Below are 26,227 nucleotides of genomic sequence, written 5' to 3'. Positions count from 1 at the left end.
ACGACCGCATGACGTCCTCTCCCGCCCGCTCGGCCGGCCCGCACCGGCCCTTCCGGGTCACGCATACTGCCCGCATGCCCTTCACGCTCAGCCATGCCGCCGCCGTGCTCCCGGGAATACGGCGCGACGGTACGGGCCGTGGTCCGCTCGTCGCATCGGCCCTCGTCGCCGGGTCGTTCGCCCCCGACCTGACGTACTTCGCGGACTCGGTGATTCCGGGCGCCATGGAGTTCGGCGAGGTCACCCACGCGGTGTGGGGCGTCCTCACCGTCGACATCCTGATCACGGCCCTGGCCCTCGCCCTGTGGCTGCTGCTCCGCGACCCCCTGGTGGCACTGCTGCCCGAACGGTGGCGGGGGCGCGTGCACACCTGGCTGCGGGGCGGCCGGCCCGCAACGACCCCCGGACGGGGGGCACTTCACACCCGGGACGTCGCGTGGTTCGCGGTGTCGGCGGTCATCGGCTCCGCCACCCACGTCGTATGGGACGCCTTCACCCACCACGACCGCTGGGGCGTACGGCTGGTACCCGGACTCGACGGCAGCGTGGGCGGGCTCCCCGTCTCCACGCTCGTCCAGTACGGCACATCGGCCCCGGCCCTGCTCCTGCTCGCCCGGTTCGCGGTCTCGGGCCTGCGCCGGGCCGGGCAACGGCCGGTGCCGCCGTCCGTACCGGACCTGGACCGGCGCACCCGACGACGGGCACTCACCGCCATCGGCCTGTGCGTGGCCCTGGGCACCGCCCACCGGTGCGCCCGCCTGTACGCGTACGTCGGGCACATCGACACACCGCTGGACATCATCCCGACGGCCTGCTTCGGCGCCGGCGCCGGTCTCGCGGCCGGACTCCTGCTGTACGCGACGGCAGTGCGCCTGGCACCCCTACGACGCGACGCGGCCGGGGCCGGCCAGGGCCTGTCCGAAGCAGCAGGCCCCGACGGCCCCGGCCGGAAACGGTCAGTGGGCCGCTGACTCCCAGTCACCGCCGACGCCGACCGACACGTCCAGCGGGGCCCGCAGCCGGACCGCCGTGGACATCTCGTGGCGCACGATCCCCTCGACCTGCTCCCGCTCACCCGAGGCGATCTCCAGCACGATCTCGTCATGCACCTGGAGCAGCATCCGCGACCTCAGCTCCGCCTCCCGCAGCGCACGGTCGACATGGAGCATGGCGACCTTGACGATGTCCGCGGCGGTGCCCTGGATCGGCGCGTTGAGCGCCATCCGCTCGGCGGTCTCGCGGCGCTGACGGTTGTCGCTGTTCAGGTCGGGGAGATAGCGGCGGCGGCCGAAGACCGTCTCGGTGTACCCCGTGGCCCGGGCCTCCTCCACCACGCGCCGCAGATAGTCCCGGACACCACCGAACCGCTCGAAGTAGGTGTCCATCAGGCCCCGGGCCTCACCCGCCTCGATGTTCAGCTGCTGGGAGAGACCGAAGGCGGAAAGCCCGTACGCCAGCCCGTAGCTCATGGCCTTGATCTTGCGCCGCATCTCCGGGTCGACCGCCGACTTGCCGACGCCGAAGACCTGCGAGGCGACCGTGGTGTGCAGGTCCTCGCCGGAGGTGAACGCCTCGATCAGACCCGCGTCCTCGGAGAGGTGCGCCATCACCCGCAGTTCGATCTGGCTGTAGTCCGCCGTCATCAGCGTCTCGAAACCCTCGCCGACGACGAAACCACGACGGATCGCCCGGCCCTCGTCCGTGCGGACGGGGATGTTCTGCAGATTCGGGTCGGTGGACGAGAGCCGGCCGGTCGCCGCCACCGTCTGGTTGAACGTGGTGTGGATACGGCCGTCCGCCGCAATCGACTTCACCAGACCCTCGACCGTCACCCGCAGCTTCGCCTGCTCACGATGACGGAGCATGAGGACGGGCAGCTCGTGCTCGGTCCGGGCGGCCAGCCACGCCAGCGCGTCCGCGTCCGTCGTGTACCCCGTCTTGGTCTTCTTGGTCTTCGGCAGACCCAGCTCACCGAACAGGATCTCCTGGAGCTGCTTGGGCGAACCCAGGTTGAACTCCCGGCCCACCGACGCGTGCGCCTCCTTCACCGCCTGCTGGACGGCCCCGGCGAACTGCTGCTCCATGCCCTCCAGATGCGCCCGGTCCGCCGCGATGCCGTGCCGCTCCAGGCGGGCCAGCAGGATCGACGTCGGCAACTCCATGTCGTGCAGCAGCTCGGCCGCACCGACCTCCTTCAGCCGCTCCGTGAACGCGTCACCGAGATCCAGGACCGCGCGGGCCTGCGCCATCAGGGCGTCGGCCTCCGCCCGGTCGTCCGCGCCGAAGGCCAGCTGCCCGTCCGCGGCGGCCGCCGGGGCCAGCTCCCGGCCCAGGTACTCCACGGCCAGGGCGTCCAGCGCGAAGGAACGCCGGCCGGGCTTGACGAGGTAGGCGGCGAGCGCCGTGTCCATCGAGACGCCCTCGATCCGCCAGCCGTGCTCCGGGAAGACCCGCATGGCGCCCTTGGCGTTGTGCATGACCTTGGACCGGGCCGGGTCCGCGATCCAGGCCGCGAACGCCTGCTCGTCGGCCTCGTCGAGCAGCGCCGGATCGAACCAGGCCGCCGCCCCGCCGGCCGCGGCGAGCGCGATCTCCGTCACCGCACCGCTGCCGAGCGCCCAGGTGTCCACCGAGGCGACGCCGAGCGGCTGCGCACCGTGCTCCGCCAGCCACGGGGCGAGCTCACCCGCACCGAGCACGGCACCGTCCAGCTCGATCCCGGCCGCGGGCGCGGGCAGCCCGGCCTCCGCCGCCCCCGGATCCACCGCGAGCAGCCGCTCACGCAGGCTCGGGTTGCGGATCTCCAGCACGTCCAGGACACCGGTGACCGCCGTACGGTCGTAAGGAGCGCGCTCCAGGTCGGCCGGGGTCTTCGGCAGCTCCACGTCCCGGACCATCTCGGTCAGCACACGGTTCATCTTCACCGCGTCCAGGTGATCGCGGAAATTCTGGCCCGCCTTGCCCTTCACCTCCTCGGCCCGCGCCACCAGCTCGTCGAACGAACCGAACTGGTTGATCCACTTCGCGGCCGTCTTCTCGCCGACCCCCGGGATGCCCGGAAGGTTGTCCGACGGGTCACCGCGCAGCGCCGCGAAATCCGGATACTGCCGGGGCGTGAGGCCGTACTTCTCGACGACCTTCTCCGGCGTGAACCGGGTCAGCTCCGAGACGCCCTTGGTCGGATAGAGCACCGTCACGTTGTCCGTGATCAGCTGGAACGAATCGCGGTCACCGGTGACGATCAGCACCTCGAAGCCGGCCGCCTCGGCCTGCGTCGCCAACGTGGCGATGACATCGTCCGCCTCGAAGCCGTCGACCGCGAACCGGTCCGCGCGCATCGCGTCCAGCAGCTCCCCGATCAGCTCGACCTGCCCCTTGAACTCCTCGGGCGTCTTCGAACGGTTCGCCTTGTACTCCGGGAACTCCTGCGCCCGCCACGTCTTGCGGGACACGTCGAACGCCACCGCGAAATGCGTCGGCGCCTCATCACGCAACGTGTTCGCGAGCATCGACATGAAGCCGTACACCGCGTTCGTCGGCTGGCCCGCCCCTGTCGTGAAATTCTCCGCCGGCAGCGCAAAGAACGCCCGGTACGCCAAGGAGTGCCCGTCCATCAGGAGCAGGCGCGGTCGGTTGTCTGCCGTCTTCTTCGATGCCGTCTCAGCCACACCCCGATCCTGCCACGTACCACCGACAATCCGGACCGGCCACCGCCCGCCACGGCTCCCCGGGCACCCCACCCGCCCCGCGTGCCAGGATCGGAGACAAGGAAACACACACGGCGGACCCACGAGACACCTCCTGGGACCCCCAGCAGGCTCGAAGAGGAGCACCATGGCCAGCAAGCCGCCCGCAGGAGACCCCGTCCAGGACGCCCCCCGGGTCGGACCGGCCCAGCACTCCGCCGCCGGCCTGCCCGCCGTCGCCCAGAGCCTGCGCGTCGCCCAGCAGCAGATGGGCCTGCGCCGCACCGCGCAGACCCTCCTCAAGGTCAATCAGAAGGACGGCTTCGACTGCCCCGGCTGCGCCTGGCCCGAGGGCGACAAGCGGCACACCGCCGAATTCTGCGAGAACGGCGTCAAGGCCGTCGCCGAGGAGGCCACGCTGCGCCGGGTCACCCCCGACTTCTTCGCCGCCCACCCCGTCGCCGACCTCGCCGGGCGCAGCGGCTACTGGCTCGGCCAGCAGGGCCGCATCACCCAGCCCGTGTACCTGCCCGAGGGCGCCGACCGCTACCAGGCCGTGACCTGGGAGCGCGCCTTCCAGATCATCGCCGAGGAACTGGGCGCCCTCGACTCCCCCGACGAGGCCGTCTTCTACACCTCCGGCCGCACCAGCAACGAGGCGGCCTTCCTCCTCCAGCTCTTCGCCCGCGAATTCGGCACCAACAACCTGCCCGACTGCTCCAACATGTGCCACGAGTCCTCGGGCTCCGCGCTCACCGAGACGATCGGCGTCGGCAAGGGCTCCGTCTCCCTGGAAGACCTGCACCACGCCGACCTGATCATCGTCGCCGGACAGAACCCCGGCACCAACCACCCCCGGATGCTCTCCGCCCTGGAACAGGCCAAGGCCGCCGGCGCCAGGATCATCTCGGTGAACCCGCTGCCCGAAGCCGGCCTCGAACACTTCAAGAACCCGCAGACCCCCCGCGGCCTGCTCAAGGGCACACCACTGAACGACCTCTTCCTCCAGATCCGCATCGGCGGCGACCAAGCCCTCTTCCGCCTCCTGAACAAACTGATCCTGGCGACCGACGGCGCCGTCGACGAAACCTTCGTCACCGAACACACCCACGGATTCGAGGAGTTCGCCGCCGCCGCGGCCGAAGCCGACTGGGACGAGACGCTCGCCGCGACCGGACTCGACCGCGCCGCCATCGAACAGGCCCTCGAACTCGTCCTCGCCTCGAAGCGCACCGTCGTCTGCTGGGCCATGGGCCTCACCCAGCACAAACACTCCGTCCCGACCATCCGCGAGGTCGTCAACTTCCTCCTGCTGCGCGGCAACATCGGCCGCCCCGGCGCCGGCGTCTGCCCCGTGCGCGGCCACTCCAACGTCCAGGGCGACCGCACCATGGGCATCTTCGAACGCCCCGCCCCCGCCTTCCTCGACGCCCTCGACAAGGAATTCGGAATCACCTCACCGCGCCACCACGGCTACGACGTGGTCCGCGCCATCCGCGCCCTGCGCGACGGCGACGCCAAGGTCTTCCTCGCCATGGGCGGCAACTTCGTCGCCGCCACCCCCGACACCGACGTCACCGAGGCCGCCATGCGCCGCGCCCGCCTCACCGTCCACATCTCCACCAAACTCAACCGCTCCCACACCGTCACCGGCACCCGCGCCCTGATCCTGCCCACCCTCGGCCGCACCGACAAGGACGTCCAGGCGAGCGGCAAGCAGTTCGTCACCGTCGAGGACTCCATGAGCAAGGTCCACGCCTCACGCGGCAACCTCACCCCCGCGAGCCCCCACCTCCTCTCCGAACCCGCCATCGTCGCCCGCCTCGCCCGCGCCGTACTCGGACCCGGATCCGCGACACCCTGGGAGGAGTTCGAGAAGGACTACGCGACGATCCGAGACCGCATCTCCCGCGTCGTCCCCGGCTTCGAGAACTTCAACGCGCGCATCGCCCACCCCGGCGGCTTCACCCTCCCGCACGGCCCCCGCGACTCCCGCCGCTTCCCCACCACCACCGGCAAGGCCAACTTCACCGCCGCGCCCGTCGAGTTCCCCGAGCTCCCCGAGGGCCGGCTGCTCCTCCAGACCCTGCGCTCCCACGACCAGTACAACACCACCATCTACGGCCTGGACGACCGCTACCGCGGCATCAAGGGCGGCCGCCGCGTCGTCCTCGTACACCCCGACGACGCCACCGCCCTCGGCCTCGCCGACGGCTCCTACACCGACCTCGTCAGCGAGTGGAAGGACGGCGTCGAGCGCCGCGCCCCCGGCTTCCGCGTCGTCCACTACCCCACCGCCCGCGGCTGCGCCGCCGCCTACTACCCGGAGACCAACGTGCTGGTCCCCCTCGACTCCACCGCCGACACCAGCAACACCCCCGCCTCCAAGTCCGTCGTGGTGCGCTTCGAGCCCGCGCGCTGAGCCGCCGGCCGACGCCCCCTAAGCGCTCGCTCAGCCGTCTGATAAGAACGACGCACACAGATGCGCACCACCGCACCGAGACGAAAGGCGGCGCCATGGGCGAGCACACCGCACCCACGTTCCCCCAGGAGATCATCGACGAGTACGCCGCGCTCGGCGTCGACCTGCCCGCCCTCTTCTCCGCCGGCCACCTCGGGGAACGCATGGGCGTACGCATCCTCGAAGCCTCCGCCGAGCGCGTCGTCGGCACCATGCCCGTCGAGGGCAACACCCAGCCCTACGGCCTCCTGCACGGCGGCGCCTCCGCCGTCCTCGCCGAGACCCTCGGCTCCGTCGGCTCCATGCTCCACGGCGGCCCCTCCAAGATCGCCGTGGGCGTCGACCTGAACTGCACCCATCACCGAGGGGCGCGAAGCGGCCTCGTCACCGGCACCGCCACCCCCGTACACCGCGGCCGGTCCACCGCCACGTACGAGATCACCATCACCGACGAGCACGGAAAGCGGGTCTGCACCGCACGCCTGACCTGCCTCCTGCGCGACGCCCCCGCCCCCGAAGCCGCCTGACCCCGCACCACGCCCCACCACCCCTGCCCGGCCGCGAACCGAAACGGCCGGGCAGCGGCGTATCCGGACACAACTACCGCCCCGCACAAGGAATTCAGGCAGACGACAGCCTCAACCCCCTTGACCCCGGCCCCCGTTCCGTGGCCCACTCATCTGCCACACCTCCCCGCCCCACCACCACACCGCGTCGCCGCACCCCCGCCACCGTAACGCTGCGTGACCAGCGCGCGAGACGGAGCACCCCGCCGCGACACGACGAGCCCGGCCCTCCCGGCCACCGGGCCCTGCGGCCTGCCCTCCCGCACCCCCGCACCGCCCCACCGGACGACAGCAGCAAGATCACCCCAAGCCCCTTAGCAGAGCTGCGTGTTCTCACATTGCGGTCACTTCACGGTCCGGTAAAAAGCCGTACATGTCCGCCCAGCCACCTCAAGCCTTGCTCAAGGGCATAACAAGACAGTCACATCCTTGGCCGGCACCCCTCCCGACCCCCACCACTGCCCTTAGAGTCACGGCCAGTCACCGCGCCGCCGGGCGCGTCTGCAGCACGGCCCTGTACCAACCAGTACGGCCCGGCGAACGACACGGCACCTCAAGCCGAGGAGGCCGCGCCAGGGAAAGGACCTTTCGTGCGACACCGTTCTTTGCTCATCCTCACCACAGTGCTCACCACAGGAGCACTGACACTCACCGCCTGCGGGTCGCGCGACGACGGCAACGAGAGCGACGGCAACAGCGGCAGCGGCAACACGACCGTCGTCATCGGCGTCGACGCCCCCCTCACCGGTGACCTCTCCGCCCTCGGCCTCGGCATCAAGAACTCCGCCGACCTCGCCGTCAAAACGGCGAACAAGGAGAAGACGGTCCCCGGCATCACCTTCGAGGTCCAGCCGCTCGACGACCAGGCCCAGCCCTCCGTCGGCCAGCAGAACGCCACCAAGTTCATCGACAACAAGAAGGTCGTCGGCGTCGTCGGCCCGCTGAACTCCGGCGTCTCCCAGTCGATGCAGAAACCGCTCAACGACGCCGGCCTCACCCAGGTCTCCCCCGCCAACACCGGCACCGAACTGACCCAGGGCGACAACTGGAAGACCGGCGACAAGAAGCGCCCCTTCAAGACCTACTTCCGCACCGCCACCACGGACCAGATCCAGGGCGCCTTCGCCGCGAAGTACCTCTACAACAACGCGAAGATCAAGCAGGTCTACCTCATCGACGACCAGAAGCCCTACGGCGCCGGTCTCGCCGCCTCCTTCAAGGCGACCTTCACCGGCCTCGGCGGCAAGATCGTCGGCTCCGACCACGTCAACCCCGACGACCGCGACTTCAACGCCGTCGTCACCAAGGTCAAGAAGTCCGGCGCCAAGGCCGTCTACTACGGCGGCGAATACCCCGCCGGCGCCCCCCTGAGCCAGCAGCTCAAGGACAGCGTCAAGATCCCCCTCATGGGCGGCGACGGCATGTACAGCGCCGACTTCATCAAGCTCAACAAGAAGGCCCAGGGCGACATCGCCACCTCCGTCGGCAAGCCCGTCGAGGAGCTGGACTCCGCCAAGAAGTTCATCGCGGACTACCAGACCGCCGGCTACAAGGACGCCTACGAGGCCTACGGGGGCGGCACCTACGACGCCACCTGGGCCATCATCGAGGCCGTCAAGCTCGCCGTCTCCGAGAACGACGGCAAGCTCCCCGACGACGCCCGCGCCAAGGTCCTCGACGCCATGAGCAAGGTCAAGTTCGACGGCGTCACCGGCCCCGTCTCCTTCGACCAGTACGGCGACACCACCAACACCATGATGACCGCCTACCAGGTCGACGGCGGCAAGTGGGTCTCCAAGCTCAGCGAGGCCTACAAGCCGTAACCCGCTCCCGGGCCACACCCGAACGACCCCAGACCGCGCGGGAGCGCTACCAGCACTCCCGCGCGGTGCCATATCCGAACCACTCCACGGAGGCCCTGCGGTGCACGAACTGCCGCAACAGCTGGCCAATGGACTCATCCTCGGCGCGATGTACGGACTCATCGCGATCGGCTACACGATGGTCTACGGAATCATCCAGCTCATCAACTTCGCCCACGGCGAGATCTTCATGATCGGAGGCTTCGGAGCTCTCACCGTCTACCTCTGGATGCCGGCCGGCTCCAACCTCCTCGCGATCGTCCCCCTCATGATCATCGGCGGCGTCATATGCTCCGTCGCCATCAGCGTCGCCGCCGAACGCTTCGCCTACCGGCCCCTGCGCAACGCCCCCCGCCTCGCCCCGCTGATCACCGCGATCGGGCTCTCCCTCGCCCTCCAGCAGGCCATCTGGAAGTGGTACCCCGACGCCACCAAGGACCGCCCCTTCCCCCAGTTCAAGGGCGAGGCCTTCAGCGTCTTCGGAGCCCACGTCCAGCGCGGTGACCTCTTCGTCCTCATCGCCGCCCCCGTCTGCATGATCGCCCTCGGCCTCTTCGTCTCCAAGACCCGCTCCGGCCGCGGCATGCAGGCCACCTCGCAGGACCCCGACACCGCCAAGCTCATGGGCATCAACACCGACCGCATCATCGTCATGGCCTTCGCCATCGGCGCCGCGTTCGCCGCCGTCGCCGCCGTGGCCTACGGACTCAAGAACGGCCAGATCGGCTTCCGCATGGGCTTCCTCATGGGCCTCAAAGCCTTCACCGCGGCCGTCCTCGGCGGCATCGGCAACATCTACGGCGCCATGCTCGGCGGCGTCGTCCTCGGCGTCGCCGAATCCCTCGCCACCGGCTACATGAGCGAAGTCCCCGGCATGGACCTCTTCGGCGGCGGCGCCTGGAAGGACGTATGGGCCTTCGTCCTCCTCATCGTCGTCCTGCTGCTACGGCCACAAGGCCTGCTCGGCGAACGCGTCGCGGACAGGGCGTGATACAGATGACCACCACCCCGACCGCACTCCTCCCGCTCCCCGCACCCGCCGCCCGCATCGCCACCCTCACCGGCGCCGCGGCCGCACTCGCCGGCACCTTCCTCCCCTGGACCTGGACCTCCGAATTCCCCGGCGACCTCACCGTCACCGGCTACCCCGGCGGCCTCCAGATCCTCACCCTCACCAGCGCGATCCTCACCCTGCTCTTCGCCCTCACCGGCTACGGCATCCCCGGACTGCGATGGCTCACCCCCGCCGGCACCAACAGCCCCGTCCGCCTCCTGGCCCTCGCCACCCTCGGCACCACCGGCTACACCATGGGCGCCATCTCCTACGAGCTCGGCGGCGTCGTCAACCTCGAACCCGGAGCCTGGGTCAGCGGCATCGGCGCACTCATCGCCGTCATCGCCTCCCTCGCCCTCCCCTACGACGTCCCCCCCACCACCGACGGGCCCCCGCCGAACGCCTGGCAGCGCTTCCGCAACAGCCTCGCCGCCCCCTCGGCACCCCGCGCCAAGACCCTCCCGGCCTGGGCCGAGATCATCACCATCGCCGCCGCCTTCGGCATCGCCCTGTACGTCTTCACCTACGGGATCGACATCCCCACCGAGGACTCCGAACAGTTCATCGGCTTCCTCATCACCGCGGCCTTCGCCTTCACCGCACTCACCCGGGCCGGACTCATCGCCCGGATCACCGCGCTGACCGCCAGACACCGCAACGTCACCCTCACCGCAGCCCTGGTCGCAGCCCTCTGCTTCCCCTTCACCCAGGACACCGCGGAATACGCCCTCATCGGCGTCAACATCCTCATCTTCGCCACCGTGGCACTCGGCCTCAACGTCGTCGTCGGCCTCGCCGGCCTCCTCGACCTCGGCTACGTCGCCTTCCTCGGCGTCGGCGCCTACACCGCCGCCCTCGTCTCCGGCGCACCCCTCTCCGCGATCGGCGTCCACTTCCCCTTCTGGGCCGCCGTCCTCACCGGAGCAGTCGTCTCACTGATCTTCGGCGTCCTCATCGGCGCCCCCACCCTGCGCCTGCGCGGCGACTACCTCGCCATCGTCACACTCGGCTTCGGAGAGATCTTCCGCGTCACCGTCAACAACCTCAACGGCAACAGCGGACCCGACCTCACCAACGGCTCCCAGGGCATCCCCAGCATCCCCGACCTCAACCTCCTCGGAATCGACTTCGGACTCAGCCACGACGTCGGCCCCTTCACCCTCAGCAGACCCGCCAACTACTACCTGCTGATGCTCGTCGTCACCGCCGTCGTCGTCCTCGTCTTCCGCCGCTCCGGCGAATCCCGCATCGGCCGCGCCTGGGTCGCCATCCGCGAGGACGAGACCGCGGCCACCGCCATGGGCATCAACGCCTTCCGGCTCAAGCTGCTCGCCTTCGCCCTCGGCGCCACCCTCGCCGGCCTCGCCGGCACCGTACAGGCACACGTCAACTACACCGTGACGCCCGAGCAGTACCAGTTCGCCGGCTCCGTGCCCCCGAACTCCGCGTTCCTCCTCGCCGCCGTCATCCTCGGCGGCATGGGAACCCTCAGCGGCCCCTTCGTCGGCGCCGCACTGCTCTACCTCATCCCGGCCAAACTGCAGTTCATGCAGGACTACCAGCTCTTCCTCTTCGGCATCGCGCTCGTCCTCCTCATGCGCTTCCGCCCCGAGGGCCTGGTCGCCGACCGCAGGAAGCAGCTCGAATTCCACGAGACCGACCAGCTCGACGTGCCCACACCCCGGAAGTCCGACGAAACGGACGCCGGCATCGCCAAGGCGGGGGCGTAACACCATGACCACCACCACGACAACCGCCACCACGACAACCGTCCTGGACGCCAGCGGGGTCACCATGCGCTTCGGCGGCCTCACCGCCGTACGCGACGTCGACCTCCAGGTCAACGCAGGCGAGATCGTCGGCCTCATCGGCCCCAACGGCGCCGGCAAGACCACCTTCTTCAACTGCCTCACCGGCCTCTACGTCCCCACCGAGGGCAAGGTCAGCTACAAGGGCACCGTCCTGCCCCCCAAGCCCCACCTCGTCACCAAGGCCGGCATCGCCCGCACCTTCCAGAACATCCGGCTCTTCGCCAACATGACCGTCCTGGAGAACGTCCTCGTCGGACGCCACACCAGGACCAAGGAAGGCCTCTGGTCAGCCCTCCTGCGGCTGCCCGGCTACAGCAGGGCCGAGCACTCCAGCCGCGAACGCGCCATGGAACTCCTGGAGTTCATCGGCCTCCAGGACAAGGCCGACCACCTCGCGCGCAACCTCCCCTACGGAGACCAGCGCAAGCTGGAAATCGCCCGCGCACTCGCCAGCGACCCCGGACTCCTCCTCCTGGACGAGCCCACCGCCGGCATGAACCCGCAGGAAACCCGCGTCACCGAAGAACTCATCTTCGCCATCCGGGACCAGGGCATCGCCGTCCTCGTCATCGAGCACGACATGCGCTTCATCTTCAACCTCTGCGACCGCGTCGCCTGCCTCGTCCAGGGCGAGAAACTCGTCGAAGGCACCGCGTCCGAGGTCCAGAGCGACGAACGCGTCATCGCCGCCTACCTCGGCACCCCCTTCGAAGGCGCCCCCGGCGCCGACGAGGTCGCCGAGGTCGAAGCAGCCGAGGCCCACACGAGCACGAGCACCGAAGAGGAGGACAACCGATGACCGCACTGCTCGAGGTCGAGGACCTCCGCGTCGCCTACGGCAAGATCGAAGCCGTCAAGGGCATCTCGTTCACCGTCGAGGCCGGCCAGGTGGTCACCCTCATCGGCACCAACGGCGCCGGCAAGACCACCACCCTGCGCACCCTCTCCGGACTGCTCAAACCGCTCGGCGGCCGCATCCTCTTCGAGGGCAAACCACTCAACAACGTCCCCGCACACAAGATCGTCTCCCTGGGCCTCGCCCACTCCCCCGAGGGCCGCCACATCTTCCCCCGGCTGACGATCACGGAGAACCTCCTCCTCGGCGCCTACCTCCGCAACGACAAAGCGGGCATCGAGAAGGACGTCCAGCGCGCCTACGACCTCTTCCCCATCCTCGGGGAACGCCGGAAGCAGGCCGCCGGAACCCTCTCCGGCGGCGAGCAGCAGATGCTCGCCATGGGCCGCGCGCTGATGTCCCGGCCCAAGCTGCTCATGCTCGACGAGCCCTCCATGGGCCTCTCCCCGATCATGATGCAGAAGATCATGGAGACCATCGTCGAACTCCGGGCCTCCGGTACGACGATCCTCCTGGTCGAACAGAACGCCCAGGCCGCGCTGTCGCTCGCGGACCGGGGCCACGTCATGGAGATCGGCAGGATCGTCCTCTCCGGCACCGGAGCGGACCTCCTCCACGACGAGTCCGTCCGCAAGGCGTACCTGGGCGAGGACTGAGCGTCCACGGGTACGAGGAAGGCCCGCGCCTCTGGTGGCGCGGGCCTTCCCTGTGCTTTACGGGGCTTACTCGGCGGCCTTCTTCTTCTCCTCGGCGTCCGCGATCAGCGCCTCGGCGAGCTGCTGCATCGACAGCCGGCGGTCCATCGACGTCTTCTGGATCCACCGGAACGCCTCCGGCTCGGACAGCCCGTAGTCCGTCTGCAGGATGCTCTTCGCCCGGTCCACCAGCTTGCGCGTCTCCAGCCGCTGGGCGAGGTCCGCGACCTCGTTCTCCAGCGCCTTCAGCTCCGAGAACCGGGACACGGCCATCTCGATCGCCGGGACGACGTCGCTCTTGCTGAACGGCTTCACGAGGTACGCCATCGCCCCGGCGTCCCGGGCCCGCTCCACGAGGTCGCGCTGCGAGAACGCGGTGAGCATGAGCACCGGCGCGATGGACTCCTCGGCGATCTTCTCGGCGGCGGAGATCCCGTCCAGGACCGGCATCTTCACATCGAGGATGACGAGGTCGGGCTTGTGCTCCCGCGCCAGGTCGACAGCCTGCTGCCCGTCCCCGGCCTCACCGACGACGGAGTAGCCCTCTTCTTCGAGCATCTCTTTGAGGTCGAGGCGGATGAGTGCCTCGTCCTCGGCGATGACGACGCGGGTCGTCAGCGGCGGGACGTGCGACTTGTCGTCATCGGCGACGGGCTGGGGCGACTCGGGGGTGGTCACGGGGCTCCTTGATTCAGGGCAGGTGCTGCTACCTGAGCCTACCTAGCTCCTGTATGTTTGAGTCACAGCGGGTCTAGGCTAGCCTTTGATCCTAATGTCAGCCCTGGTAGTCCAGCGGAAGAGACACGGTTCTCAAACAACCGACAGCGTGGGTTCGAATCCCACCCAGGGCACTTTACCTTCGATACCAAGGTGTCAGCCAGCTTGGCGATCTTCACTCCCGCCGGTGAACTCACCCTCAAATCACGCACATCCCCGCCGAGGTCGAACAAGACTTCGCCGCATGGAACAGCACAATCCGTCGATACGTGACGAAGCACTCGCCCTCCTGCGGAGCGGAACCACGAACCGAGCGGTTGCGGAACTTCTCAATGTCCCGCGCGGGACAATCGGCTGGTGGCTGCACGAGGATCGCAAGCGGCGCGGAATCCAGTTCGAGCGGCCTACCGACTGCCCGCTGTGCACAGGCCGAGAATTCGATCGCCGCGCATACGCCTATTTGCTCGGCCTCTATCTGGGCGATGGCCACATCATCTCCAAGCGGAAGCAGCACCATCTGTCCATCTTCTGCGGTGAGGCACATCCGGGACTGATCGACGAAGCCGAGTCGGCCTTACGCCGAGTGATGCCCGTGCCGCGCACCTCGCGGCGCCACAGAGACGGATGCGTCGAAGTCAAGTCCTACACGAAGCACTGGACCTGCCTCTTCCCTCAACACGGCCCCGGCATGAAGCACACCCGCCGCATCGTCCTCGCTCCCTGGCAGCAGGAGATCGTGGACGCCCACCCGTGGGACTTCATCCGTGGACTCGTCCACTCCGACGGCTGTCGGACCATGAACTGGACGACCAGAGTGGTCGGCGGGGTCAAGAAGCGGTACGAGTACCCCCGGTACTGGTTCACCAACGTCTCGGACGACATCCGGCAGCTCTACACCGACACCCTCGACAAGCTCGGCGTCGAGTGGACGCACTGTACGCGCGCGGGCAAGGAGTACAACATCTCCGTCGCCCGACGGGCGTCCGTAGCCCTCATGGACGCTCACGTCGGGCCGAAATACTGAGCCGCCCTACTTCGGGCTGTCGTCCTCGCCGATGTGGTGCACTCGCACCAGGTTCGTCGTCCCCGCCACGCCCGGCGGGGAGCCGGCGGTGATCACCACCACGTCGCCCTTCTGGCAGCGGCCGATCCTCAGCAGCTCCTCGTCCACCTGGGCGACCATCGCGTCCGTCGAGTCCACGTGCGGGCCGAGGAACGTCTCGACGCCCCACGTCAGGTTCAGCTGGGAGCGGGTGGCCGGGTCCGGGGTGAAGGCCAGGAGGGGGATCGGCGAGCGGTAGCGCGAGAGCCGCTTGACCGTGTCGCCGCTCTGGGTGAAGGCGACCAGGAACTTCGCGCCGAGGAAGTCGCCCATCTCCGCCGCCGCGCGGGCCACCGCGCCGCCCTGGGTGCGGGGCTTGTTGCGTTCGGTCAGGGGCGGGAGGCCCTTAGCGAGGATGTCCTCCTCGGCGGCCTCGACGATGCGGGACATCGTGCGGACCGTCTCGATGGCGTACTTGCCGACGCTCGTCTCGCCGGAGAGCATCACCGCGTCCGTGCCGTCGATGACGGCGTTGGCGACGTCGGACGCCTCGGCGCGGGTGGGCCGGGAGTTGTCGATCATGGAGTCGAGCATCTGGGTCGCGACGATGACCGGCTTCGCGTTGCGCTTGGCGAGCTTGATCGCGCGTTTCTGGACGATCGGGACCTGCTCCAGCGGCATTTCGACGCCGAGGTCGCCGCGGGCGACCATGATGCCGTCGAAGGCGGCGACGATGTCCTCGATGTTGTCGACGGCCTGGGGCTTCTCGACCTTGGCGATGACGGGGAGGCGGCGGCCCTCCTCGTCCATGACGCGGTGGACGTCCTCGATGTCGCGGCCGCTGCGGACGAAGGAGAGGGCGATGACGTCGACGCCGGTGCGGATGGCCCAGCGCAGGTCGTCGATGTCCTTCTCGGAGAGGGCGGGGACGGAGACGGCGACGCCGGGGAGGTTGAGGCCCTTGTGGTCGGAGACCATGCCGCCCTCGACGACGGTGGTGCGGACGCGGGGGCCGTCGACCTCCTTGACTTCGAGGGTGACGCGGCCGTCGTCGATCAGGATGCGTTCGCCGGGGGTGACGTCGGCGGCGAGGCCGCTGTACGTGGTGCCGCAGCCGTGGCGGTCGCCCTCCATGGGTTCGACGGTGATGGTGAAGTCGTCGCCGCGTTCAAGGAGTACGGGGCCCTCGCGGAAGCGTCCGAGGCGGATCTTCGGGCCTTGAAGGTCGGCGAGGAGGCCGACGCTGCGGTGTGCCTCGTCGGAGGCCTTGCGCACGCGGTGGTAGCGCTCTTCGTGTTCGGCGTAGCTGCCGTGACTGAGGTTGAGGCGGGCGATGTCCATTCCGGCCTCGACCAGGGCCTTGATCTGGTCGTATGAGTCGGTGGCGGGTCCCAGGGTGCAAACGATTTTGGCTCGGCGCATGGTTCGAGCCTAGACCTTACCTATGGGTAGGCAATTGGCTCCGTATGACTGTCCAACCACCTTTCCATGAAGGGTTATTGACAAGTGTTGAATTGCGCGACGGCGCGCTCGGATGAGCGCGCGCCGGGTCCGTGCCGAGGGGAATTTCAGAGTTTCGGCGGGGTCATCGTGAAGCGGGCGTTGACCTGGGCGTAGACGGTCTGGCGCTGGGGTTCGAGGTCGATGGGAGGGGGCGGAGGGGCGCCGGCTCCGGCGGGGGCCGGCATCGCGCCGCCGTAGCCGCCGGTGCGGGCGTAGGCGACGGGGGCGGTGTTCTCCGCGCCTATGTCGGCGAGTTCGACGAGGGCGGCGAGTTCCGCGCCGAGGGCGCCGGCGTATTCGCGGGCGCGCTGGACGGCTTCGCGGACGGCTTGGCGGCGGGCTTCGCCGTGGGCGGGTGAGGTGGGGCGCAGGGCCCACCAGGGTCCGCTGACCTGGGTCATGTCGAGGTCGCCGACGCGGGTGATGAATTCGCCGAGGGCGGTGAAGTCGCCCAGGACGGCGGTGATGTGGACGCGGCCGTGGTAGGCGCGGATTTTTTCGTCGCGGCCGCGTGGGGTGAGTTCGGGGTTGATGAAGAGGGAGCCGGTTTCGAGTTTCTCGATGGCGTCGCCGTAGGTGCGGGCGAGTTCGAGGACGGTGGTGTTGCGGCGGGTGAGGTCTTCGAGGGCGGCGCGGCGGTCCTTGCCGCGGGCGGTGACGGTGATGGAGAGGCGGGCGATTTCGGGGTCGACCTGGAGGCGGGCTTCGCCGCGGACGGCGAGGCGGGGTTGGTCCGGGGTGCCGTAGGGCTGTGCGGTGTCGGTCATGGGTCCACTGTGGCATCCGGGTGTGACAGGCGGGGCGTTCGCCGGTGGATGGCGTGTGGTCATGGAACGGAAACCTGCCGGGGGTGTTGCCGGGGGTGGTGGGTGGGTGATTATCTACGCGCGTTGTCCGCGCGTGTGTGCGGTCTACACGCGTCACGGACGGACGGGGCCGGGCACGACACGAGGGTGCGCGGAAGAACTTCGTACGAAGAGAACTGGGATGTGGGAGACGAGATGCCGCTGAACCGAAGGACGTTCCTGGGGACATCGGCCGCGGCCGGCGCGGGTGCGGTGGTGGCGGGTGGTGCCGCGTCGCCCGCCCAGGCGCGGGGGCGTGGGCGGGGTGATGGTCACGGGGGTCCGCAGAAGCGGTACTCGTTCACCGTGATGGGGACGACGGACCTGCACGGGAACGTCTTCAACTGGGACTACTTCACGGACGCCGAGTTCGACGACAAGGGCCACAACGATGTCGGTCTGGCGAAGATCTCGACGTTGGTGGAGGAGGTGCGGCGGGAGAAGGGCCGTGGCAACACGTTGATGATCGACGCGGGTGACACGATCCAGGGGACGCAGCTCTCGTACTACTACGCGAAGATCGATCCGATCACGGCGAAGCGTGGTCCGGTGCATCCGATGGCGCAGGCGATGAACGTGATCGGTTATGACGCGGCGGCGCTGGGGAACCACGAGTTCAACTACGGGATTCCGGTGCTGCGGAAGTTCGAGGAGCAGTGCGATTTCCCGCTGCTGGGGGCGAATGCGCTGGATGCGAAGACGCTGCGGCCGGCGTTCGCGCCGTATGTGGTCAAGAAGCTGCGTACGCCGCACGGGCGGGATGTGAAGGTGGGGATCCTGGGGCTGACGAATCCGGGGATCGCGATCTGGGACAAGGCGAACGTGAGCGGGAAGATGGTGTTCCCGGGTCTGGAGGAGCAGGCGGCGAAGTATGTGCCGCGGCTGCGTTCGATGGGTGCCGATGTGGTGATCGTGGCGGCGCACTCGGGGAGCAGTGGGACGTCGTCGTACGGGGATCAGGTTCCGTATGTGGAGAACGCGGCGGGTCTGGTGGCGGAGCAGGTGCCGGGGATCGACGCGATTCTGGTGGGTCATGCGCATCTGGAGATTCCCGAGTACTTCGTGGAGAACAGGGAGACCGGGAAGAAGGTCGTGCTGTCGGAGCCGTTGAAGTGGGGGCAGCGGTTGACGCTGTTCGACTTCGAGGTGGTGTGGGAGAAGGGCCGCTGGGTGGTCGAGAGGGCCGGTTCGCGGGTGCTGAACTCGAACACGGCGGTGGAGGATCCGAGGATCACGAGGTTGCTGGCGGATGAGCACGAGAAGGTCGTGGCGTACGTCAATCAGGTGATCGGTACGTCGGCGGCGGAGATGTCGACGGCCGAGGCGGCGTGGAAGGACGAGCCGATCATCGATCTGATCAATGTCGTTCAGGCGGAGACGGTGAAGGCGGCGTTGGCGGGTGGTGAGTACGCGGATCTGCCGGTGTTGTCGCAGGCGTCGTGTTTCTCGCGTACGGCGCGGATTCCGGCCGGTGATGTGACGATCAAGGATGCGGCGGGGTTGTATCCGTTCGAGAACACGCTGGAGGCGCGTCTGGTGACGGGTGCGCAGGTCCTGGATTATCTGGAGTTCTCGGCGAAGTACTACGTGCAGACGGCGGCGGGTGCTCCGGTGGATCCGGAGAGGCTGACGAATGCGGAGAGCACGCCGGATTACAACTATGACGCGGTGTCGGGGCTGACGTATGACATCGATATCGCGAAGCCGGTGGGTTCGCGGATCGTGGGTCTGTCGTTCGAGGGGAAGCCGCTCGATCCGAAGGCGCAGTTCGTGCTGGCGGTGAACAACTACCGGGCGAGTGGTGGGGGCAATTTCCCGCATGTGGCGGGTGCGAAGCAGTTGTGGGCGAATTCGGAGGAGATCCGGAACACGATCATCGCCTGGGTGCAGGCGAGGGGTTCGGTGGACGGTGCGGAGTTCGCTTCGGTGGGCTGGCGGCTGACGCGGGACGGTGTGCCGGTGTTCTAGTGCCGCGGCAGTCGGGGTTCGCCCCGTCGCGGCACCAAGGGCTGTCCGAGGCTTGACCAAATAAGCGGAGAGTGCTCCTGACCTGCAACGATGGTACTTGTCGAGGGTCCTGTCGGCTGCATGGGAAGAAGCACTCTCCAGGTGAAGAGGCGTATCGGGTCGTACCCGCGTGTCCGCATCGAGGGCGGCGGCCGGGCGGTGGTCTCGTAGGCCGGGGAAGTGCTGCTGGTCGAGACCGTCCGCAAGGTCGGCCTGGACAACGCGATATCAGCAGCGCTCACGCCGTGGCGGAAGGCTCGGGCGGCGCGGCACCTCTACGGATGGCCGGCCACCGCCACCACGTACGAGCACGTGGAGCCGTGGCTGCGCTCGCGCTACTGCACGATCGTCTGGCACCGCACCCGTGCGTCGGGCACGCTCGTCGACCTGATCGCCGCCGACTCGATGCCGTGCCCGGCCGGCGTCGCGCTCTACGGACGGGCCCGGGACGCGTCGCGCGCCCGGGCCCGTCCAGTATCGGTGCAGGTCAGTGGACCTGGACGGATGCGACCAGAGTGTTCAGGTCCGGCCAGAGCTTCTTGTTCGTCTCCGGCAGTACGACCCACAGCACCGAGGGGCGGACCCGCCCGGTGTCGACCACGAGGACCGCGTTCAGGTCCATCGTGGACGGCACCCCGCGTTTGTGGAAGTGGATCTCGCTGACCAGCAGCCAGGCGTCATGTCCGTCGACCTTCAGCGGCTGCGAGGCGACGTCGACCAGGATCGCCTGGTCGCGGGGGTACTCGTAGCGCCGCCGCTCGTCCATCACCGCGCCCGCCACGCCCCGCAGCTCCCCGGTGCCGCCGGCCGCGGCCATGATGTCCTCGTCGACCTGCGTGGACTTCACGAGTGCGCGCTGGCGCCCCTCCTGCTTGCGGGTGAAGCCGTCGAAGACCGGATCCAGCGTCTTGCTCCGGTCCCACGTGCCGCCCAGCTCCGCGTACTCCAGGGAAGAGTCCGTGACGGTGCCGATGACCGGCGAGCCCTCGCCCGGGTAGTCCGGCACCTCGACGGTCCCGGTGAGCCGCCGCTCCTCGGGCAGCGGGGAGGCGCCGGGGGTGAGAGTGGGCACGGGGATGCCCCGCTGCGGGGCGTCCGCGACGCTGCCCGCGCAGGTGGCCGATGAGGAGTCCGGTGTGCTGTGCGCCTGCTGGACCACCTTGCCGCCGACCAGGACGGTGCACGTGAGAGTGCCCCCTTCCTGGTCCTCGCGGCTTCTGACGTCCAGGTAGAAGTCGGCGCCCGCCGCCAGCTCGACGGTCTTGCGGTACGGCAGGATGACGACCCCGTGGGGCTCGTGGTTGCCGTTCGCCTCCCCGACGGTGAAGTCCACCGAGGGGTGGTCGCCCGTCGCGATGTAGGTGACCTCGACCCGCCGGGATTCCTTGTCCGGGGATGCCCCGTCGTCGCCCGGGCCGCCGACGGCCGGGGCCAGGCCCACCGCGCCGAGCGTGACCACCTCGAAGAGGATCACCAGGGCGCCGACCAGGTAGAACCCGCCCGGGATCCGCTCGAAGGTCTTCTTGCCGCGGCCGGAGTGGAACTCGCGTCTCGGCTGGGATGTCTGCGTCATGTCGTCCTCCCCCTCACGCCCGGCCGCTGTCGCCGGACCGGCGGTCGGCCGGCTCGTCGGCGAACCGCGTGGCCAGCAGCCCCGCCTCCCGCGCCTCGTCCAGCATCCGGTGCAGGTCCTGGAGCCGGGACCGGTCGGCGAGCCCTTCGATCTCGGCGACGGCCAGCTCGTCCCGCACCGTGTTCACCACCAGCTCGTGCATGTCCTCGCCGAGTTGCTCCAGCTCTCGTACGGCCTCCCACTCGCGGTACGCCGCGTCCGCCGCGCGGGTGTTCTCGGCGTACCGCTCCAGCGCCTCCACCCGCTCCTCCAGCGCGCTCGAAGACAGCCGCAGCGCCTGCCGCTGAGTCCGCAGCATCTCCTCCACCCGCGAGCCGGAGGCGTCCCCGGCAGCGGTGCGCACCTTCCGCGCCAGCCGGGTCAGCTCGGCCAGGCGCTGGGCGATCTCGTACTGTTGGGCCGGCAGCGTCACGTCGTTGGCGATGTCGTCCAGCAGGCCGTCCCGGTCGACCTGCGACTGGAGTACCGCCGTCACGGCGGCCTGGGCGCGCTCCATCCGGCGCAGCGGCGAGTGGTCCAGCAGCTCGCGCAGGGAGTCGTCGCCGAAGTCCTCGGCCAGGTAGTAGCGGCCGTGGCGCAGCCGGGCCACCCGCTGCCGCTCGTCGGTCCCGCAGCCGAGGACGACGATCAGCAGCCAGGCCAGCAGGTGCACGCCCACGACGGTCAGGATGAACGCCTCGAACCCGAACTGGACCCCGAGCCAGATCAGCCCCGCCTGCGCCGCGAGCCCGACGGCCAGGCCGGGCCACACGCCGATCAGCGCCCACAGGATCGTCGCCGGCAGTAGCGCGCACACCGCGGAGGCCCCCAGGGCCGTCCAGATGTCCGCCTTGGTACGGCCGCCCAGCCCCGGCTCCTCGGGCAGCGGCAGCGTGGCTGGGAAGAGTCCGTCGGCGGACTTCTCCAGCAGCGCGCGCTCCGCGTCCTCGAGGGCCGGATCCACCACCGGCCGCAGCGCAATGTCCTGCGCCATTCAGCAACACCCCCCACAGGTTGGGTGCGATCGTGACACACGCCGGAGGGGCTGCCCACACCACCCCGACCCAAGCCGTGGAACCCGGCGCCCACCCGACGCGACAGCGGGGCCATCACCCTGGCCACCACCGGCCCGAGCAACCGGAACGGCCCGCCGAAAGAACCGACGGACCGTCACGAAAGATCGAGGCCAGTGGGTGTGGTGTCCGTTCGGGTGTGACGGCGTGCATGCGGCGGCGGCCCCTTTCCTTCCGCGGGTGCGGTGGAAAGGGGCCGTCGTGGTGTGTGGGGCGGGGGGTCAGCGGGAGCCGAGGAGGGTGCGCCAGGTGTTGGGGCCGATGACGCCGTCGGCGGCGAGGTGGTGGTTCTTCTGGAAGGCGAGGGTCGCGGCCTTGGTCTTGGCGCCGAAGCTGCCGTCGACGGTGAGGGAGTAGCCGTAGATCCTGAGCTGGTTCTGGGCTGCCTTGACGGCCTGGCCCTTGGCGCCGTACTTGACGGTGACGATGAGCTTGGACCAGGTCTTGGGGCCGATGACGCCGTCGGCGGCGAGGGAGTGGGCCTTCTGGAAGCGGATCACTGCGGCGCGGGTCTTGGGGCCGAAGCTGCTGTCGGCGGAGATGCTGTAGCCGCGGGCGATGAGGAGTTGCTGGGCGGAGCGGACGTCGGTGCCCTGGGAGCCGCTCTTGAGGACGGGCCAGGAGGTGCTGGGGGTGGGGGTCTGGCTGCCGCCTCCGCCGCCGCTGCTGCTTCCGCTGAGCTTGAGGGGGCGGTAGGGGTCGTAGTTGTCCCGGCCGATTCCGTAGCTGAGGGTGCGGTGGGTGGTGCCGTGGGAGCCGCGCTGTTCGTAGGCCCAGTAGGAGCTGTGTGAGGAGTTGGCCCACTTCTCGAAGATGACGACGTGGCGGAAGTCGCCGTCGCTGGTGCTGGCGTCGATGAGGAGGTCGCCCTTGCGCAGCTGGCTGGCGCTGCTGAGGCGCTTGGTGACGCCGTTGGCGGAGCTGGCGAGGCCGACGGTGTTGAGGCCGGGCTTGCCGAGGGCGAGTGCCATGGAGACGAAGCCGGAGCAGTCCTGGCGGTAGCCGTCCTTCCAGACGCGCTGCATGCTGTACGGGACCTGGGATCCGTTGTTGGCGGTGAGCCAGGTGCGGGCGCGGTTGATCATGGTGTCGGGCGAGAGTGTGCCGGTGGCCATGGAGGTTATCCGGTCGGCCTGGGTCACGAGGTCGCTGTCGGCTTCGGGTTCGGGGCCGTAGTCGGTGTCTCTGGCGGCGGCGACGGTTGCCTGGCCGGTGGTGTCGTCGTCGGTGAGTGCCGGGACGACGATGATGGCGGCTGCGACTCCTGCTGCGACGAGGCCGGCGAGGGCGATCTGCGTGCGGCGGGTGAGTGACATGGTTTCCCCCGAGGTGTTCCGTGGGGCGGCACACGGTCCGGGGGCGCCCGTGGGTGCGGGTGCTGTCGTTCCGGGTGTGCCGCCTGAGGTGGCTGACGGGGCACCACGATGGCAAGTGCGGGCATCGGCGCCCAGCGTTGTGCGATAACCACATCAGTTGGTGACGTGACCTCGACATTGTTGGCGGCTGGGAGCCGTTCTTGTGACAGTCCTCGGCGGGGTGGGGACGGTCTTGTGGGGGGTCAGTTGGTGTGGGTGAGGGGGACGAGGGTGGGGTGCTGGGTGGGGATGGCGGGCTGGGTGAGGCCGAAGGTGGTGAAGGCGGTGCGTTGCGGAAGGGGGTAGGGGGTGGTGCCGGTGAGGTTGTTGAGGATGGTGGCGCTGCGCCATGCGGCGAGGCCGAGGTCGGGGGTGCCGACGCCGTGGGTGTGGCGTTCGGCGTTCTGTACGTAGATGTGGCCGGTGATGGCGGGGCCGAGGTCGAGGCGGTGGTGTGCGTCGACGCGGGGGCGGCCTGAGGTGTCGCGGCGGAGGTGGGGGGCGAGGTGCTCGAGGAGGGTGTCGAGGGGGCGTTCGCGGTAGCCGGTGGCGAGGACGACGGCGTCGGTGGTGATGCGGGTGCGGGTGCCTTGCTGGGTGTGTTCGAGGTGGAGTTCGACGCGGGTGTTGGCGACGCGTCCTGCGGTGCGGACGGTGACGCCGGGGGTGAGGGTGGCGTCGGGCCAGCCGCCGTGGAGAGTGCGGCGGTAGAGCTCGTCGTGGATGGCGGCGATGGTGTCGTGGTCGATGCCTTTGTGGAGTTGCCATTGCTGGGGGACGAGGGCGTCGCGTACGGGTTCGGGGAGTGCGTGGAAGTAGCGGGTGTAGTCGGGGGTGAAGTGTTCGAGGCCGAGTTTGGAGTACTCCATGGGGGCGAAGGCGGGGGTGCGGGCGAGCCAGTGGAGTCCTTCGCTGCCGGTGGGGCGGGCGCGGAGGAGGTCGAGGAAGATTTCGGCGCCGGACTGTCCTGAGCCGATGACGGTGATGTGGCGGGCTCGGAGGAGGCGGTCGCGGTGGTGGAGGTAGTCGGCGGAGTGGATGACGGGGGCGGTGCCGGCGTCGGTGAGGGGTTTGAAGGCGTCGGGGATGTGGGGTTCGGTGCCGATGCCGAGGGCGATGTGGCGGGTGTGGGTGCGGCCGAGTGATGCGGCTTCGCCGTGGGCGTCGAGCTGGGTGTGGTCGACCTCGAAACGGGCGGTGTGGGGGTCCCAGCGGATGGCCTCGACCTGGTGGCCGAAGTGGAGGCCGGGGAGTTGTCCGCTGACCCAGCGGCAGTAGGCGTCGTATTCGGCTCGGTGGATGTGGAAGCGCTCGGCGAAGTAGAAGGGGAAGAGGCGGTCCTGGGTGCGTTGGTAGTTGAGGAAGCTCCAGGGGCTGGTGGGGTCGGCGAGGGTGACGAGGTCGGCGAGGAAGGGGACTTGGAGGGTGGCACCGTCGATGAGGAGCCCGGGGTGCCAGTGGAAGGCGGGCCGCTGTTCGTAGAAGGCGGTGGTGAGGGGGGTGGGGAGGCCGTGGGCGAGGGCGGCGAGGGAGAGGTTGAAGGGGCCGATGCCGATGCCGACGAGATCGTGGGTGCGGTGCGGGTCGGGGGTGGGTGGTGCGGCGGTCATCGGAGGGTGCTGCCTTCCTTGAGTTCGGCGGTGAGGCGGGTGACGAGGCCGAGGAGCCGGTGGAGGTCGTCGGGGGTGGTGTGGGGGTTGAGGAGGGTGGCCTTGAGCCAGAGCCGGCCGTGGGTGTGGGTGCGGCCGAGTACGGCGTGGCCGCGGGTGAGGAGGGTGCGGCGGACGGTGGCCACGGTGTGGTCGTCGGCGTCGGTGGGGCGGAAGAGGACGGTGCTGATGGTGGGGCGGTCGTGGAGTTCGAGGCCGGGGGTGCGGGTGATGAGGTCGGCGAGGTGGTGGGCGGTGGCGCAGGTGCGGTCGATGAGGTCGGCGAGTCCGGTGCGGCCGAGGGCCTGGAGGGTGACGGCGATCTTGAGTGCGTCGGGGCGGCGGGTGGTGCGCAGGGAGCGGCCGAGGAGGTCGGGGAGGCCGGCTTCGGTGTCGTCGTCGGCGTTGAGGTAGGGGGCGTGGTGGTGGAGGGCGTGGAGGTGGTGGCGGTCGGGGACGGCGAGGATGCCGGCGGACGCGGGTTGCCAGCCGAGTTTGTGGAGGTCGAGGGTGACGCTGTCGGCGCGGTCGAGTCCGTCGAGGCGGTGGTGGTGGGTGGGGCTGAAGAGGAGGGGTCCGCCGTAGGCGGCGTCGATGTGGAGTTCGGCGCCGTGGCGGGCGCAGAGGTCGGCGATGTCGGTGAGGGGGTCGATCTGGCCGGTGTCGGTGGTGCCGGCGGTGGCGGTGACGAGGAGGGGGCCCTGCGCGTGGTGGCGGGCGAGGGTCTCGTGGAGGGCGGGGACGTCGATGGTGCCGTTCGGGGCGGGGACGGTGAGGGGTTCGGGGAGGCCGAGGAGCCAGGCGGCGCGGGCGATGCTGTGGTGGGCGTTGGCGCCGGTGACGGTCTGGACGGGGCCGTGGCGTTCGCGGGCGAGGAGGAGGCCGAGTTGGTTGGCTTCGGTGCCGCCGGTGGTGATGAGGGCGTCGGGGGCGGGGTGGTGGGGGTAGATCTCGGCGGCCAGCGCGGCGGCGGTGTCGGCTTCGAGGGTGGAGGCGGCGGGGGCCTGGTCCCAGGAGTCCATGGAGGGGTTGAGGGCCGAGGCGGCGAGGTCGGCGGCTACGGCGAGGGCGAGGGGCGGGGTGTGGAGGTGTGCGGCGCAGAGGGGGTCGGCGGGGTCGGCGGCGCCTTGGGTGAGGGCTTCGACGATGGTGGCGAGGGCGTGGTGGGCGCCGGTGCCGTGGTCGGGGATGAGGGGGGTGAGGGCGGTGCGCATGTGGGGGTCGACGGTGTCGGGTCCGCCTGCGGGGAGGGGGCCGTCGCGGCGGTGGGCTCCTTCGGTGAGGGCGGTGAGGACGGTGTCGAGGAGGGGGCGCAGTGCGGTGGGGCCGGTGGTGGACCCGGCGAGGGGTGGTACGGGCATGGGGTGGGTGGTCCTTCGGGCGCGCGTGGGGGGTGCGGGCATGGGTGTGCGTGCCAGCTTGTCCGGGTTTCG

At 69.5% G+C, this 26,227-nt stretch carries 19 protein-coding genes, 1 tRNA gene and 1 pseudogene; 12 read left to right on the top strand and 9 right to left on the bottom strand.

What is annotated here, in order from left to right:
* Positions 1-74 precede the first annotated feature (74 nt).
* Positions 75-971 (top strand): DUF4184 family protein, encoded by an 897-nt coding sequence (locus tag ABZ564_RS12735; RefSeq protein WP_360854062.1) that lies wholly within the window; start codon positions 75-77, stop codon positions 969-971.
* Here the strand turns inward: ABZ564_RS12735 and polA are convergent.
* Positions 957-3,668, bottom strand: coding sequence for a DNA polymerase I (polA, locus tag ABZ564_RS12730; protein ID WP_360854060.1), 2,712 nt, complete (start codon positions 3,666-3,668; stop codon positions 957-959). The two genes, ABZ564_RS12735 and polA, sit on opposite strands and share 15 nt — an antisense overlap.
* Before the next feature lie 166 nt (positions 3,669-3,834).
* On the opposite strand from polA, the gene ABZ564_RS12725 reads away from it, so the two are divergent.
* The 7 genes from ABZ564_RS12725 to ABZ564_RS12695 all read left to right on the top strand — a co-directional run bounded on the left by ABZ564_RS12725 (position 3,835) and on the right by ABZ564_RS12695 (position 12,952).
* Complete coding sequence (locus tag ABZ564_RS12725) at positions 3,835-6,108, top strand: FdhF/YdeP family oxidoreductase (protein WP_360854057.1); 2,274 nt, start codon at positions 3,835-3,837, stop codon at positions 6,106-6,108.
* A 95-nt stretch (positions 6,109-6,203) separates the two neighbouring features.
* A complete protein-coding gene (locus tag ABZ564_RS12720; protein WP_360854054.1) occupies positions 6,204-6,674 on the top strand; it encodes a PaaI family thioesterase in 471 nt (156 codons plus the stop codon).
* A gap of 644 nt (positions 6,675-7,318) precedes the next feature.
* A complete protein-coding gene (locus ABZ564_RS12715; protein WP_360854220.1) occupies positions 7,319-8,536 on the top strand; it encodes a branched-chain amino acid ABC transporter substrate-binding protein in 1,218 nt (405 codons plus the stop codon).
* Positions 8,537-8,636: 100 nt separating this feature from the next.
* On the top strand, positions 8,637-9,566 hold the full coding sequence (locus ABZ564_RS12710) for a branched-chain amino acid ABC transporter permease (protein ID WP_360854051.1): 930 nt from the start codon (positions 8,637-8,639) through the stop codon (positions 9,564-9,566).
* Positions 9,567-9,571: 5 nt separating this feature from the next.
* Positions 9,572-11,359, top strand: coding sequence for a branched-chain amino acid ABC transporter permease (locus tag ABZ564_RS12705; RefSeq protein WP_360854048.1), 1,788 nt, complete (start codon positions 9,572-9,574; stop codon positions 11,357-11,359).
* Positions 11,360-11,363: 4 nt separating this feature from the next.
* Positions 11,364-12,239 carry an ABC transporter ATP-binding protein gene (locus ABZ564_RS12700; protein ID WP_360854045.1) on the top strand — a complete coding sequence of 292 codons (876 nt, stop codon included), beginning with the start codon at positions 11,364-11,366 and terminating at the stop codon, positions 12,237-12,239.
* Positions 12,236-12,952: an ABC transporter ATP-binding protein gene (locus ABZ564_RS12695; protein ID WP_360854042.1), complete on the top strand. Its 717-nt coding sequence runs from the start codon at positions 12,236-12,238 to the stop codon at positions 12,950-12,952. Before ABZ564_RS12700 ends, ABZ564_RS12695 begins: the two co-directional genes overlap by 4 nt.
* Before the next feature lie 66 nt (positions 12,953-13,018).
* On the opposite strand, the gene ABZ564_RS12690 is transcribed toward ABZ564_RS12695, so the two are convergent.
* On the bottom strand, positions 13,019-13,669 hold the full coding sequence (locus ABZ564_RS12690; protein ID WP_360854039.1) for a response regulator: 651 nt from the start codon (positions 13,667-13,669) through the stop codon (positions 13,019-13,021).
* Positions 13,670-13,769: 100 nt separating this feature from the next.
* On the opposite strand from ABZ564_RS12690, the gene ABZ564_RS12685 reads away from it, so the two are divergent.
* Both ABZ564_RS12685 and ABZ564_RS12680 read left to right on the top strand, forming a co-directional pair.
* Positions 13,770-13,842, top strand: a tRNA-Leu gene (locus ABZ564_RS12685).
* Positions 13,843-13,952: 110 nt separating this feature from the next.
* On the top strand, positions 13,953-14,732 hold the full coding sequence (locus ABZ564_RS12680) for a helix-turn-helix domain-containing protein (RefSeq protein WP_360854037.1): 780 nt from the start codon (positions 13,953-13,955) through the stop codon (positions 14,730-14,732).
* Positions 14,733-14,738: 6 nt separating this feature from the next.
* On the opposite strand, the gene pyk is transcribed toward ABZ564_RS12680, so the two are convergent.
* Both pyk and ABZ564_RS12670 read right to left on the bottom strand, forming a co-directional pair.
* On the bottom strand, positions 14,739-16,172 hold the full coding sequence (gene pyk, locus ABZ564_RS12675) for a pyruvate kinase (protein ID WP_360854034.1): 1,434 nt from the start codon (positions 16,170-16,172) through the stop codon (positions 14,739-14,741).
* 146 nt (positions 16,173-16,318) lie between these two features.
* A complete protein-coding gene (locus tag ABZ564_RS12670; RefSeq protein ID WP_360854031.1) occupies positions 16,319-17,020 on the bottom strand; it encodes an SIMPL domain-containing protein in 702 nt (233 codons plus the stop codon).
* Between the two features lie 234 nt (positions 17,021-17,254).
* Here ABZ564_RS12670 and ABZ564_RS12665 point away from each other — a divergent pair, with 234 nt between their 5' ends.
* Together ABZ564_RS12665 and ABZ564_RS12660 are read left to right on the top strand one after the other, a co-directional pair.
* A complete protein-coding gene (locus tag ABZ564_RS12665) occupies positions 17,255-19,066 on the top strand; it encodes a 5'-nucleotidase C-terminal domain-containing protein (RefSeq protein WP_360854217.1) in 1,812 nt (603 codons plus the stop codon).
* 141 nt (positions 19,067-19,207) lie between these two features.
* A pseudogene (locus ABZ564_RS12660) lies at positions 19,208-19,369 on the top strand (IS1380 family transposase); the annotation flags it as partial.
* A 223-nt stretch (positions 19,370-19,592) separates the two neighbouring features.
* On the opposite strand, the gene ABZ564_RS12655 reads toward ABZ564_RS12660, so the two are convergent.
* The 5 genes from ABZ564_RS12655 to ABZ564_RS12635 form a co-directional block, all read right to left on the bottom strand.
* Positions 19,593-20,678 carry a hypothetical protein gene (locus ABZ564_RS12655; protein ID WP_360854028.1) on the bottom strand — a complete coding sequence of 362 codons (1,086 nt, stop codon included), beginning with the start codon at positions 20,676-20,678 and terminating at the stop codon, positions 19,593-19,595.
* A 13-nt stretch (positions 20,679-20,691) separates the two neighbouring features.
* Positions 20,692-21,711, bottom strand: a complete 1,020-nt coding sequence (locus tag ABZ564_RS12650; protein ID WP_360854025.1) for a hypothetical protein — start codon at positions 21,709-21,711, stop codon at positions 20,692-20,694.
* 300 nt (positions 21,712-22,011) lie between these two features.
* Positions 22,012-23,106 (bottom strand): peptidoglycan-binding protein, encoded by a 1,095-nt coding sequence (locus ABZ564_RS12645; RefSeq protein WP_360854022.1) that lies wholly within the window; start codon positions 23,104-23,106, stop codon positions 22,012-22,014.
* A gap of 242 nt (positions 23,107-23,348) precedes the next feature.
* Positions 23,349-24,755: a SidA/IucD/PvdA family monooxygenase gene (locus tag ABZ564_RS12640; protein ID WP_360854019.1), complete on the bottom strand. Its 1,407-nt coding sequence runs from the start codon at positions 24,753-24,755 to the stop codon at positions 23,349-23,351.
* The gene (locus ABZ564_RS12635) at positions 24,752-26,155 is read right to left on the bottom strand and encodes an aminotransferase class I/II-fold pyridoxal phosphate-dependent enzyme (protein ID WP_360854016.1); all 1,404 of its coding nucleotides are present in this window, start codon (positions 26,153-26,155) and stop codon (positions 24,752-24,754) included. The genes ABZ564_RS12640 and ABZ564_RS12635 overlap by 4 nt, the downstream gene beginning before the upstream one ends.
* Positions 26,156-26,227 lie beyond the last annotated feature (72 nt).

The sequence above is a fragment of the Streptomyces sp. NPDC019224 genome (assembly GCF_040632605.1).
Lineage (GTDB): Bacteria > Actinomycetota > Actinomycetes > Streptomycetales > Streptomycetaceae > Streptomyces.
Note: the sequence above shows the minus strand (reverse complement) of the source record. Positions and strands in the feature narration are given on the sequence as shown.